Origin of the sequence: Citrobacter sp. RHBSTW-00599 (assembly GCF_013784065.1) — a bacterium.
GTDB classification, from domain to species: Bacteria; Pseudomonadota; Gammaproteobacteria; order Enterobacterales; family Enterobacteriaceae; genus Citrobacter; species Citrobacter braakii.
Window position 1 is genome coordinate 4,282,506 of the sequence record NZ_CP056717.1, and the last position, 13,663, is coordinate 4,296,168.

Here is a 13,663-nt window from a genome sequence, read left to right on the forward strand (position 1 = left end):
AACAAATCATTAATAATAAATAAACAAACGATCATGCACGGGCACGCTATATAAGTTTCGTTTTCACACTGGAATTCACTTATGAAAAATGAAAAGAGAAAATCGGGAATTGAACCGAAGGTTTTTTTTCCGCCATTAATAATAGTTGGGATACTTTGTTGGCTAACTGTAAGAGATCTCGATGCCGCTAACGTCGTTATTAATGCGGTATTCAGTTATGTCACCAATGTCTGGGGCTGGGCATTTGAATGGTATATGGTCGTCATGCTCTTCGGCTGGTTCTGGTTGGTCTTTGGCCCGTATGCCAAAAAGAAATTAGGCGACGAAAAACCAGAGTTTAGTACCGCCAGCTGGATTTTTATGATGTTCGCTTCCTGTACATCCGCCGCGGTGCTGTTCTGGGGTTCCATCGAGATCTACTACTACATCTCCACCCCGCCGTTTGCTCTCGCACCTAACTCCACGGGCGCGAAAGAGCTGGGCCTGGCGTACAGCCTGTTCCACTGGGGACCGTTGCCGTGGGCAACCTACAGTTTCCTTTCCGTGGCTTTCGCCTACTTCTTCTTTGTGCGCAAGATGGACGTCATCCGTCCCAGCTCCACGCTGGTACCGTTAGTGGGCGAGAAGCATGCAAAAGGGCTGTTCGGCACCATCGTCGATAACTTCTATCTGGTGGCGCTGATCTTCGCGATGGGTACCAGCCTCGGTCTGGCCACTCCGCTGGTAACCGAGTGCATGCAGTATCTGTTCGGTATTCCGCATACGCTGCAACTCGACGCAATCATCATTACCTGCTGGATCATATTGAACGCCATTTGCGTGGCCTGCGGCCTGCAAAAAGGGGTCAAGATCGCCAGCGACGTGCGTAGCTATCTGAGCTTCCTGATGCTGGGCTGGGTGTTTATCGTCAGCGGCGCCAGCTTCATCATGAACTACTTCACCGACTCCGTCGGCATGCTGTTGATGTATCTGCCGCGCATGCTGTTCTATACCGATGCCATCGGTAAAGGCGGCTTCCCACAGGGCTGGACCGTCTTCTACTGGGCGTGGTGGGTCATTTACGCCATCCAGATGAGTATCTTCCTGGCCCGTATTTCTCGTGGTCGTACCGTCCGTGAACTGTGCTTCGGGATGGTGCTGGGCCTGACCGCGTCGACCTGGATCCTGTGGACAGTCCTTGGCAGCAACACGCTGCTGCTGATGGATAAAAACATTCTCAACATCCCGCAGCTGATTGAACAACACGGCGTGGCGCGCGCCATTATCGAAACCTGGGCTGCTTTACCGCTCAGCACCGCCACCATGTGGGGCTTCTTCATCCTCTGCTTTATTGCCACCGTGACGCTGATTAACGCCTGCTCTTACACCCTGGCGATGTCCACCTGTCGTGAAGTCCGCGATGGTGAAGAACCGCCGCTGTTAGTGCGTATCGGCTGGTCCGTTCTGGTCGGCATCATCGGTATCGTTCTGCTGGCGCTGGGTGGGCTGAAGCCGATTCAGACCGCGATTATCGCCGGAGGATGCCCGCTGTTCTTCGTCAACATCATGGTGACGCTGTCCTTTATTAAAGACGCCAAAGTGCACTGGAAAGACAAGTAATTCTAATTAACCCAATTGATCAAGAGGCTGAAAGATGGATTTCAACTTAAATGACGAGCAGGAACTGTTTGTCGCCGGTATTCGTGAACTGATGGCCAGTGAGAACTGGGAAGCTTATTTTGCCGAGTGCGATCGTGACAGCGTCTACCCTGAGCGTTTTGTAAAAGCGCTGGCGGATATGGGCATTGATAGTCTGTTGATCCCGGAAGAACACGGTGGTCTGGAAGCAGGATTTGTTACCGTCGCTGCCGTCTGGATGGAGCTGGGTCGTCTTGGTGCGCCAACTTACGTGTTGTACCAATTGCCGGGCGGTTTTAACACTTTTCTGCGTGAAGGTACCCAAGAGCAGATTGATAAAATCATGGCATTCCAGGGAACCGGTAAGCAGATGTGGAACTCTGCCATCACCGAACCGGGAGCGGGATCGGATGTTGGCAGCCTGAAAACCACTTATACACGTAAAAATGGTAAGGTTTATCTTAATGGCAGTAAGTGCTTTATCACCAGTAGCGCCTATACCCCGTACATCGTGGTTATGGCGAGAGATGGTGCATCGCCGGATAAACCTGTTTACACCGAGTGGTTCGTTGACATGAGCAAAGCGGGTATCAAGGTCAACAAGCTGGAGAAACTCGGTCTGCGCATGGATAGCTGCTGTGAAATCACCTTTGACGACGTTGAACTGGACGAGAAAGACATGTTCGGTCGGGAAGGTAATGGTTTCAACCGCGTGAAAGAAGAGTTCGATCATGAACGCTTCCTTGTCGCACTGACCAACTACGGTACGGCAATGTGCGCTTTTGAAGACGCCGCGCGCTACGCCAATCAGCGCGTGCAGTTTGGCGAAACGATCGGCCGTTTCCAGCTGATTCAGGAGAAGTTCGCGCATATGGCGATCAAACTGAATTCCATGAAAAACATGCTGCTTGAAGCGGCATGGAAAGCGGATAACGGCACCATTACTTCGGGCGATGCGGCAATGTGCAAATACTTCTGCGCCAACGCCGCGTTTGAAGTGGTCGATACCGCCATGCAGGTGCTGGGCGGTGTAGGTATCGCGGGTAACCATCGCATCACGCGTTTCTGGCGCGATCTGCGCGTTGACCGTGTTTCTGGTGGCTCTGATGAAATGCAGATCCTGACGTTGGGTCGTGCGGTACTCAAGCAATACCGCTAATTCAGCACGATTCGTAGGCCGGATAAGGCGTTTACGCCGCCATCCGGCAACATGCCCGGTGGCGCTGCGCCTACCGGGCCTACAAAAAATGCCAGGAGCAAAATTATGAATCATTTACCAATGCCAACCTTTGGCCCACTTGCCGGGGTACGCGTGGTTTTTTCAGGGATCGAAATTGCCGGCCCGTTCGCCGGACAGATGTTCGCCGAATGGGGTGCTGAGGTTATCTGGATTGAAAACGTCGCATGGGCCGATACCATCCGCGTGCAACCTAACTATCCACAGCTCTCACGCCGCAACCTGCACGCCCTGTCGCTGAATATTTTCAAAGATGAAGGCCGGGAAGCGTTTCTGAAGCTCATGGAAACCACCGATATTTTCATTGAAGCCAGTAAAGGCCCGGCCTTTGCTCGCCGCGGCATTACCGATGACGTGCTGTGGGAACATAACCCAAAACTGGTTATCGCCCACCTTTCCGGCTTCGGCCAGTTTGGTACCGAGGAGTACACCAATCTTCCGGCATATAACACCATCGCGCAGGCGTTCAGCGGCTATCTGATCCAAAACGGTGATGTTGATCAGCCGATGCCGGCCTTCCCGTACACCGCCGATTACTTCTCCGGGATGACCGCAACGACAGCAGCGCTGGCAGCCCTGCACAAAGTACGCGAAACGGGTAAGGGTGAAAGCATTGATATCGCCATGTACGAAGTGATGCTGCGCATGGGTCAGTACTTCATGATGGACTACTTCAACGGCGGCGAAATTTGTCCACGCATGACCAAAGGCAAAGACCCGTATTACGCTGGCTGCGGTCTCTATAAATGCGCCGATGGCTATATCGTCATGGAGCTGGTCGGCATCACGCAAATCAACGAGTGCTTCAAGGATATTGGCCTCGCCCACATTCTTGGCACACCGGAAGTCCCGGAAGGCACCCAGCTTATCCATCGCGTGGAATGCCCTTACGGCCCGCTCGTGGAAGAGAAACTGGACGCCTGGCTGGCAACGCACACCATCGCCGAAGTCCAGGCGCGCTTTGCTGAGCTGAATATCGCCTGCGCGAAGGTACTGACCATTCCTGAACTGGAAGGCAACCCGCAGTACGTTGCCCGTGAATCCATTACTCAGTGGCAAACGATGGACGGCCGCACCTGCAAAGGACCGAACATCATGCCGAAATTTAAAAACAACCCAGGGAAAATCTGGCGTGGCATGCCGTCACACGGCATGGATACCGCCGCCATTCTGAAAAACATTGGTTATAGCGAAGCAGACATAAATGAGCTGGTCGGCAAAGGCCTGGCCAGAGTTGAGGAATAAACGCGACGCGCTGACCCGCTGGTTGGTTAGCGCTCACGCCTGATTTCAGTGGATAAAGCATTATGGATATCGTTGGCGGACAAAACTTACGTCAGATGTGGGACGACCTGGCCGGGGTGTACGGAGATAAAACGGCGTTAATTTTCGAATCCTGCGAAGGAATCGTTCGGCAGTATAGCTATGCCTCGCTCAATGAAGAGATAAACCGCACGGCGAACCTTTTCCATTCCTTAGGGATCCGCAAGGGCGACAAGGTCGCATTGCATCTGGATAACTGTCCGGAATTTATCTTTTGCTGGTTTGGACTGGCAAAAATTGGCGCCATTATGGTGCCGATTAATGCCCGCTTGCTGGGCGAAGAGAGCGCCTGGATCCTGCAAAACAGCCAGGTGAGCCTGCTGGTCACCAGTGCCGAGTTTTATCCTATGTACCGCCAGATACGGCTGGAAAATACCACTCCGCTAAATCATATCTGTCTGATTGGCGAGCAGCTTCCGGTTGACGACGGCGTGAGCCACTTTACCCAACTGCAAGCCCGCCAGTCGACTAATCTGTGCTATACGCCTGCGTTATCCACTGACGATACGGCGGAAATTCTGTTTACCTCAGGCACCACCTCGCGGCCTAAAGGGGTGGTGATTACCCACTACAACCTGCGCTTTGCGGGCTACTACACCTCCTGGCAAATCGCTCTGCGCGATGATGACGTCTATATGACGGTGATGCCCGCTTTTCATATCGACTGTCAGTGTACGGCTGCCATGGCCGCATTCTCCGCAGGCAGCACCTTTGTGCTGGTGGAGAAGTACAGCGCCAGGGCGTTCTGGGATCAGGTGCGTCGATATCAGGCGACGGTCACCGAATGCATCCCGATGATGATCAGAACGCTGATGGTCCAACCCGCAGCCCCAACGGACAGACAGCATCACCTGCGCGAAGTGATGTTCTATCTCAATTTATCCGAACAGGAAAAAGATGCCTTTATCGAACGCTTTGGCGTCAGACTGCTGACCTCCTACGGTATGACCGAAACCATCGTGGGCATTATTGGCGATCGCCCTGGAGACAAACGGCGCTGGCCTTCTATTGGTCGCGTAGGTTTTAGCTATGAAGCCGAAATCCGTGACGATCACAACCGTCCCCTGCCCGCCGGAGAAATTGGCGAAATCTGCATTAAAGGCGTGCCGGGAAAAACAATCTTCAAAGAGTACTACGCGCAACCCGACGCTACTGCCAAAGCGCTGGAACCTGAAGGGTGGTTACATACCGGTGATTCGGGTTACCAGGATGCGGACGGTTTTTTTTATTTCGTCGACAGACGCTGCAACATGATTAAACGCGGTGGGGAAAATGTCTCCTGCGTCGAGCTGGAAAATATTATTTCTGCGCATCCGAAAATTCAGGACATTGTGATTGTCGGTATTAAAGACTCGATCCGCGATGAAGCCATTAAAGCTTTTGTCGTCCTTAATGAGGGTGAAACATTAAGCGAAGCTGAGTTCTTCAGCTTCTGCGAAAACAATATGGCGAAATTCAAGGTTCCTTCTTTTATGGAGATAAGAACCGACCTGCCGCGCAATTGTTCAGGAAAAATAATCAAAAAAAATCTGAAATAACCCTTCCGGTCGGAATTCCTCCGGCCGGGAAATCTAATTATCTGGAGATGAACTATGAGTGAATCATTACATCTGACCCGTAACGGCCCGATCCTGGAAATTACCCTTGACCGGCCTAAAGCCAATGCCATTGACGCTAAAACCAGCTTTGCAATGGGGGAAGCTTTTCTTAATTTTCGTGATGACCCGGAATTACGCGTAGCAATTATCACCGGCGGCGGAGAGAAATTCTTTTCTGCGGGCTGGGACTTAAAAGCGGCGGCCGAAGGTGAAGCGCCAGATGCCGATTTTGGCCCAGGCGGCTTCGCCGGTTTAACCGAAATTTTCGACCTCGATAAGCCGGTCATCGCCGCGGTAAACGGCTACGCGTTTGGCGGCGGTTTTGAACTGGCGCTGGCGGCGGATTTTATCGTCTGTGCGGAAAATGCCAGCTTCGCGCTGCCGGAAGCAAAACTCGGGATCGTGCCTGACAGCGGCGGCGTACTGCGTCTACCTAAACTGCTGCCACCAGCAATCGTCAACGAAATGGTGATGACCGGCAGACGAATGAGCGCCGAAGAAGCACTGCGCTGGGGCATCGTCAACCGCGTTGTCAGCCAGAGCGAACTGATGGATAGCGCGCGCGAACTGGCGCAGCAGTTGGTGAATAGCGCCCCGCTGGCTATCGCCGCGCTGAAAGAGATTTACCGTGCAACCAGCGAAATGCCGGTGGAAGAAGGCTACCGGTACATCCGCAGCGGTGTGCTGAAGCACTATCCATCGGTGCTGCACTCGGAAGATGCGCTCGAAGGACCACAGGCATTTGCGGAAAAACGCGATCCGGTATGGAAAGGTCGTTAATGTGCCTATGCCGGATAAGGTATTTACGCCGCAATCCGGCAATAAAACCGAGATAAGACAATGAGCTATTACGCCTTTGAGGGCCTGATTCCGGTGGTACATCCGGATGCCTATGTCCATCCCAGCGCTGTGCTGATTGGCGATGTCATTGTGGGGGCCGGGGTTTATATTGGTCCACACGCCTCATTGCGCGGTGACTATGGTCGCCTGATTCTGGAAGCCGGTTCTAACCTGCAGGATAGCTGCATCATGCACGGCTACTGCGACACCGACACTATCGTGCATGAGAATGGACACATCGGCCATGGCGCAATCCTGCACGGCTGCGTGGTGGGCAGAAATGCGCTGATTGGCATGAACAGCGTGATTATGGACGGTGCGGTAATTGGCGAAGAGAGCATTGTCGCCGCCATGAGCTTTGTCAAAGCCGGATTTCAGGGAGAGGCAAGGCAGATGCTGGTTGGTTCACCGGTTCGCGTACTGCGTGAAGTCACGGACCAGGAGCTGCACTGGAAACGGCTGAACACCAAAGAGTATCAGGACCTTGCAATCCGCTGCCAAACAGGACTACACGAAACCTTGCCATTAACGCAGGTCGAAAAAAACCGGCCGCGACTGAAAGGCACGACGGACGTAAAGCCAAAATCAGCACGGTAATTTATGCCGGAGAAGCGCTCACGCCGATCCGGCAAATCACCATTATCGACGCATGCTCTTGGAGAGCATCATCTGCCATTTCTGCTCACGGTTAAGCTCTGTTGGGGGAACCGCTGGCAGTCGCGGCGTTTTCGCCACACTCACCTTTTTTTCCTGCAAATTGTGATTCAATCGTCTGTAGAGATGAGAATCAATACTGATGACTTTCACCAAACGCTGGCACTGGCAGCCGCGGCCTGCAATTTGATTAGGGATCATCTTAACTTCACAAACAATTTCTCCCACTTCCGACAGAATATAAGAGAGCGTATTAATTGCTTTGCAGTGTTCAATATCAAAATGGCGGGAAATTTCCTTTGCTGTGATCCAACGATCTTCAGCCATCATCCAGTCAGCAATTAACAAATAAAGCGGTCTTTCAACATATTTTTCACACATAAGCACACCATTTCACAAATTAAAAATCTGGCTACGGCCTGTCCAAATTAATAAAAACTAAGCCATATTAAAAATTGTGGATATAATGGATAGTATGCGACTTGAATGTTGATTAGTGTGAGCAACATCGTGCTTATTACATTGAAAATGTGGTTATGAAAGCGCGGTTGGCCAGGAATGACCTTATGAGAGATAAAAAAAGGGTTTCTTTACAGAAACCCTTTCCCAATTATATTGCAGGCCCGGTTAGCGCAATTATCACCGGGCCTTTTTTTTATGACTTTTTGATCTGCGCGTGCATTTCCTGAACCGAGGTCACCTTCTCGGTAGCATCGGCATTCAGCGCCATCGCCGTTGCGAAACCACCGTTCAGGGTGGTGTCATAATGCACTTTGTACTGCAGTGCGCTGCGGCGAATCAGCTTGGAGTCTTCAATCGCCTGACGGCCTTCGGTAGTGTTGATGATGTAAGTGTACTCGCCATTCTTGATACGGTCCTGAATGTGCGGACGGCCTTCATGCACCTTGTTCACCAGACGTGGATTGATACCGGCTTCGCCCAGCACAATCGCGGTGCCGTGCGTCGCATCCAACTCGAAACCAAACTTCAGCAGCTTCGCCGCCAGGTCAACCACGCGCTCTTTATCGCCTTCGCGAACGGAGAGCAGCGCACGCCCCTGTTTTTTCATGGTGGAGCTGCTGCCGAGCTGTGCCTTGGCGAACGCTTCCGCGAAGGTACGGCCCACGCCCATCACCTCACCAGTAGAGCGCATTTCCGGCCCTAACAGCGGATCAACGCCCGGGAACTTGTTGAACGGCAGCACCACTTCTTTTACCGAGTAGTACGGCGGGATAACTTCTTTGGTGACGCCCTGCTGTGCCAGCGTTTTCCCGGCCATCACGCGCGCCGCGACTTTCGCCAGCGGTACGCCCGTTGCCTTGGAGACGAACGGAACGGTACGCGCCGCACGCGGGTTCACTTCAATCAGGTAAACTTCGTTATTCTTCACCGCAAACTGGACGTTCATCAGACCGCGAACCTGCAGTTCGAAGGCCAGTTTCTGCACCTGCTGGCGCATCACATCCTGAATTTCCTGGCTCAGGGTATACGCAGGCAGAGAACATGCGGAGTCACCGGAGTGCACGCCCGCCTGTTCGATGTGCTCCATAATACCGCCAATCAGCACCATTTCGCCGTCGCAGATGGCATCCACGTCCACTTCCACCGCGTCATCAAGGAAACGGTCCAGCAGTACCGGCGCATCGTTAGAAACGCTGACCGCGGTCTGGAAGTAGCGACGCAGGTCGGCTTCGTCGTAGACGATTTCCATCGCGCGGCCGCCGAGAACGTAGGACGGACGCACCACCAGCGGGTAGCCAATCTCTTTCGCCTTCTCAACCGCCATTTCAATGGCGGTCACGGTGGCGTTAGCCGGTTGTTTCAGCTTCAGACGGTCAACCGCCTGCTGGAAGCGTTCACGGTCTTCCGCACGGTCAATAGCATCCGGGCTGGTGCCGATAACCGGCACGCCTGCCGCTTCCAGCGCGCGCGCCAGCTTCAGCGGAGTCTGGCCGCCGTACTGCACGATAACGCCTTTCGGCTTCTCGATGCGCACGATTTCCAGCACGTCTTCCAGCGTTACCGGCTCGAAGTACAGACGGTCGGAGGTATCGTAGTCGGTAGAAACGGTTTCTGGGTTACAGTTGACCATGATGGTCTCGTAACCGTCTTCACGCAGCGCCAGCGAGGCGTGTACGCAGCAGTAGTCGAATTCAATGCCCTGACCGATACGGTTTGGACCACCGCCCAGCACCATAATCTTGTCACGATCCTGAGTTGGATTCGCTTCGCACTCGTCTTCATAAGTGGAGTACATGTAAGCGGTGTCGGTGGCAAATTCTGCCGCGCAGGTATCCACGCGCTTGTAGACCGGGTGCAGGTTATATTGGTCACGCAGCTTGCGGATTTCCGCTTCGCGTACGCCGGCCAGTTTCGCCAGACGCGCATCGGCGAAACCTTTGCGCTTCAGTACGCGCAAGAAGTCAGCGTCGAGGCCGTTGATGCCAAGGTCTGTGACTTTTTCTTCCAGGCGCACCAGTTCTTCAATCTGCACCAGGAACCAGCGGTCGATGTTGGTCAGGTTGAACACGCCATCGACGGACAGGCCAGCACGGAAAGCATCGGCGATGTACCAGATACGCTCGGCGCCTGCGTCTTTCAGCTCGCGGCGGATTTTGGTCAGCGCTTCCGGGTCATCCAGACTTACTTTCGGGTCGAAGCCGGTCGCGCCTACTTCCAGACCGCGCAGGGCTTTTTGCAGAGACTCCTGCTGGGTGCGGCCAATCGCCATCACTTCACCGACAGATTTCATCTGGGTGGTCAGACGGTCGTTAGCGCCAACAAATTTCTCGAAGTTGAAGCGTGGAATTTTCGTCACAACGTAGTCGATGGACGGCTCAAACGAAGCCGGAGTCCGCCCGCCGGTGATGTCGTTCATCAGTTCGTCGAGGGTGTAACCTACCGCCAGCTTGGCTGCGACTTTAGCAATCGGGAAGCCGGTTGCTTTGGACGCCAGCGCCGAGGAGCGGGAGACGCGCGGGTTCATCTCGATAACAATCAGACGGCCGTTTTTCGGGTTTACCGCAAACTGGACGTTAGAACCACCGGTTTCAACGCCGATTTCACGCAGTACCGCCATCGAGGCGTTACGCATGATTTGATATTCTTTGTCGGTCAGCGTCTGGGCTGGCGCAACGGTGATGGAGTCACCGGTATGGATGCCCATCGCGTCGAAGTTTTCGATGGAGCAGACGATGATGCAGTTGTCGTTTTTATCACGTACCACTTCCATCTCGTACTCTTTCCAGCCAATCAGCGATTCATCAATCAGCAGTTCGTTAGTTGGGGAAAGATCCAGACCACGTTCGCAAATTTCTTCAAACTCTTCGCGGTTGTAGGCGATACCGCCGCCGGTGCCACCCATGGTGAAAGACGGACGGATAATGCACGGGAAGCCAACGTCAGCGGCAACCGCCAGCGCTTCTTCCATGGTGTGAGCGATGCCTGAACGTGCGGTATCGAGACCGATTTTTTTCATCGCGATGTCGAAGCGACGACGGTCTTCCGCTTTATCAATGGCATCCGCCGTCGCGCCAATCATGGTCACGCCGAACTCAGCCAGTACGCCCTGGCGTTCCAGCTCCAGCGCACAGTTCAGCGCCGTCTGACCGCCCATGGTTGGCAGCACCGCATCCGGGCGCTCTTTCTCAATGATTTTGCGTACCACTTCCCAGTGAATCGGCTCGATGTAGGTGGCATCGGCCATTTCCGGGTCGGTCATGATGGTCGCCGGGTTGGAGTTCACCAGAATAACGCGGTAACCCTCTTCACGCAGGGCTTTACACGCCTGCGCGCCGGAATAGTCAAACTCACACGCCTGACCGATAACGATCGGACCCGCGCCCAGAATCAGGATACTTTTTATGTCTGTACGTTTTGGCATGGCTCTTTTACTCCTGATTATTTCGCGGACTGACGGTATTGCTCAATTAACTCGATAAAGTGGTCGAACAGCGGCGCAGCGTCGTGTGGACCCGGGCTTGCTTCAGGGTGCCCCTGGAAGCTGAACGCCGGTTTGTCGGTACGATGAATCCCCTGCAGGGTGCCGTCGAACAGCGACTTGTGGGTCACGCGCAGGTTGGCAGGCATGGAGGGCTCATCGACCGCAAAACCGTGGTTCTGAGCGGTGATCATCACGGTGTTGTTATCAATATCTTTTACCGGATGGTTGCCGCCGTGGTGGCCGAACTTCATCTTAATGGTCTTCGCACCGCTTGCCAGCGCCAGCAGCTGATGGCCGAGGCAGATGCCAAATACCGGAATATCGGTTTCGAGGAATTTCTGAATCGCGGTAATCGCGTAGTCACACGGCGCCGGGTCGCCAGGGCCGTTGGACAGGAAGATACCGTCCGGATTCATCTTCAGCACATCTTCAGCAGAGGTTTTCGCCGGCACAACCGTCAGGCGGCAGCCGCGATCCGCTAACATACGCAGAATGTTACGTTTAGCGCCGAAATCGTAGGCCACTACGTGGAACGGCAGTTCATCGGCGGATTTAGCTTCCGGCAGGTCACCGGCCAGCGTCCAGCTACCTTGCGTCCAGCTATAAGGCTCCGCGGTGGTCACTTCTTTCGCCAGATCCATGCCGTTCAGACCCGGGAAGGCTTTGGCTTTTTCCAGCGCCAGCGCCGCATCCGGGTTATCACCCGCGATAATGCAGCCGTTCTGTGCGCCCTTTTCACGCAGCAAACGCGTCAGCTTACGGGTATCGATATCGGCAATTGCCACAATATTATGGCGTTTGAGGTAAGAAGAGAGGTCTTCGGTATTGCGGAAGTTGCTGGCAATCAGCGGCAGGTCGCGGATGACCAGGCCTTGCGCATGTACTTGAGAAGATTCTGCATCGGCTTCATTAGTGCCGACATTACCGATATGAGGATAAGTAAGAGTGACGATTTGGCGGGAATAGGAAGGATCAGTGAGGATTTCTTGATAACCGGTCATTGAAGTATTGAAAACGACTTCCCCAACCGCCGAACCTGTTGCCCCTATGGCCCGACCGTGAAACTGGGTTCCGTCTTCCAGAACCAATAGCGCTGACTTAATCAAAACACCCTCCAGAGAATATTCACTCACTTTATTTGCATATTAATTCATTAACACCTCATGAATCAATGCAAATTTGCTTACCTATGGATTTCTGGCAAACGGCGGCATTCTAGAGATAGCCCACGTAAAAGTCTACCCAAAAGGGCATTTTTTATTATTATTTTACGCCACTGGGATAAAACACACGATTTAACAGGCAAAAAGATCAGCTAACTTGGGGTGGAAAACGCTTGCGGAAGATAAAGAGTGTAAAAACAGGAAGCGCGATAGATAAAAGTGGACCATTTGGTCAAAATTTACATTGAAATAACAAAATAACCCTGCAAAACATCAACAAACAGGCCGTTAAATAAAAAATCAAATTAAAAAGCGAAAAATAAAAGGGCAATAAAATATTGCCCTATGTAATCAAATAGTTATGATTACAATAACCACATCACGAAGGGTAATAAAAGTTATAAACTGCGTAAATCAAGCACATCTTTCATATCAAAAAGACCGTTTGACTTTGATTTCAGCCAAATTGCCGATCGTACTGCGCCATTGGCAAAGGTCATGCGGCTGGAGGCTTTATGCGTGATCTCAATGCGCTCGCCAATATCGGCAAACATCGCGGTATGCTCACCAACGATATCTCCCGCCCGCACCGTGGCAAAACCGATCGTACCGGGTACGCGCTCACCGGTGTAACCTTCACGCGAATAGACGGCACACTCTTTTAAATCTTTATCCAGCGCCCCGGCAATCGCCTCCCCCATCGCCAGCGCAGTGCCTGACGGCGCATCCACTTTATGACGGTGATGGGCTTCAATAATCTCAATATCGGTGTAATCACCCATCACTTTCGCCGCCTTCTCCAGCAGCTTAAGCATGACGTTAACGCCAACGCTAAAGTTCGCGGCGAAAACGATAGCAATGTCCTGCGCAGCATCACGAATAGCCTGTTTGCCCGCGTCATCAAAGCCAGTGGTGCCAATCACCATCCCTTTACCGTGCTGGCGGCAAAACGCCAGATGCGCCAGCGTGCCTTCCGGGCGAGTAAAATCGATGAAAACATCAAAATCATCTTTCACCGCCTCAAGACTACTTTGCACGGTAACGCCCGTTTTACCGGCTCCCGCTAATTCTCCGGCATCGCTTCCCAGCAAAGAAGAACCTTCGCGCTCCAGCGCCGCGCCGAGCTGTACGCCATCCATGCCAAGAGTGGCCTGAATCAACTGACGCCCCATGCGCCCTCCTGCTCCCGCGATGGCAACGCGGATTTGTGCATCATGCATAGCTATTCTCTTTTGTTAATTTTACGTAAATCGTTTTCAGATTAACCAGCACATCGCTGCGCCGCCAG

Annotated in this window: 10 protein-coding genes; 6 read left to right on the forward strand and 4 right to left on the reverse strand. The window is 53.0% G+C overall.

Annotated features, from left to right (window positions below; genetic code table 11):
• Positions 1-81 precede the first annotated feature (81 nt).
• The 6 genes from caiT (at position 82) to caiE (ending at position 7,212) form a co-directional block, all read left to right on the forward strand.
• Entirely contained in the window at positions 82-1,599 is a 1,518-nt protein-coding gene (gene caiT / locus HV243_RS20880) for an L-carnitine/gamma-butyrobetaine antiporter (RefSeq protein WP_019078351.1), read from the forward strand.
• Positions 1,600-1,633: 34 nt separating this feature from the next.
• A complete protein-coding gene (gene caiA, locus HV243_RS20885) occupies positions 1,634-2,776 on the forward strand; it encodes a crotonobetainyl-CoA dehydrogenase (protein ID WP_003018898.1) in 1,143 nt (380 codons plus the stop codon).
• A gap of 105 nt (positions 2,777-2,881) precedes the next feature.
• Positions 2,882-4,099 (forward strand): L-carnitine CoA-transferase, encoded by a 1,218-nt coding sequence (gene caiB, locus HV243_RS20890; RefSeq protein WP_019078349.1) that lies wholly within the window; start codon positions 2,882-2,884, stop codon positions 4,097-4,099.
• Positions 4,100-4,161: 62 nt separating this feature from the next.
• Positions 4,162-5,715: a crotonobetaine/carnitine-CoA ligase gene (caiC, locus tag HV243_RS20895; RefSeq protein WP_016151653.1), complete on the forward strand. Its 1,554-nt coding sequence runs from the start codon at positions 4,162-4,164 to the stop codon at positions 5,713-5,715.
• Between the two features lie 54 nt (positions 5,716-5,769).
• Entirely contained in the window at positions 5,770-6,555 is a 786-nt protein-coding gene (gene caiD / locus HV243_RS20900) for a crotonobetainyl-CoA hydratase (RefSeq protein ID WP_000004376.1), read from the forward strand.
• A gap of 60 nt (positions 6,556-6,615) precedes the next feature.
• Positions 6,616-7,212: a carnitine operon protein CaiE gene (gene caiE / locus HV243_RS20905; RefSeq protein WP_053388873.1), complete on the forward strand. Its 597-nt coding sequence runs from the start codon at positions 6,616-6,618 to the stop codon at positions 7,210-7,212.
• A gap of 42 nt (positions 7,213-7,254) precedes the next feature.
• Here the strand turns inward: caiE and caiF are convergent, their stop codons facing one another.
• From caiF to dapB, 4 genes are all read right to left on the reverse strand, one after another.
• Complete coding sequence (gene caiF, locus HV243_RS20910; protein WP_016151651.1) at positions 7,255-7,650, reverse strand: carnitine metabolism transcriptional regulator CaiF; 396 nt, start codon at positions 7,648-7,650, stop codon at positions 7,255-7,257.
• A gap of 274 nt (positions 7,651-7,924) precedes the next feature.
• Positions 7,925-11,152 carry a carbamoyl-phosphate synthase large subunit gene (gene carB / locus HV243_RS20915; protein ID WP_047498316.1) on the reverse strand — a complete coding sequence of 1,076 codons (3,228 nt, stop codon included), beginning with the start codon at positions 11,150-11,152 and terminating at the stop codon, positions 7,925-7,927.
• Positions 11,153-11,169: 17 nt separating this feature from the next.
• Positions 11,170-12,318 carry a glutamine-hydrolyzing carbamoyl-phosphate synthase small subunit gene (gene carA, locus HV243_RS20920; RefSeq protein ID WP_053388872.1) on the reverse strand — a complete coding sequence of 383 codons (1,149 nt, stop codon included), beginning with the start codon at positions 12,316-12,318 and terminating at the stop codon, positions 11,170-11,172.
• Between the two features lie 455 nt (positions 12,319-12,773).
• Positions 12,774-13,595 (reverse strand): 4-hydroxy-tetrahydrodipicolinate reductase, encoded by an 822-nt coding sequence (gene dapB, locus HV243_RS20925; RefSeq protein WP_016151648.1) that lies wholly within the window; start codon positions 13,593-13,595, stop codon positions 12,774-12,776.
• Positions 13,596-13,663 lie beyond the last annotated feature (68 nt).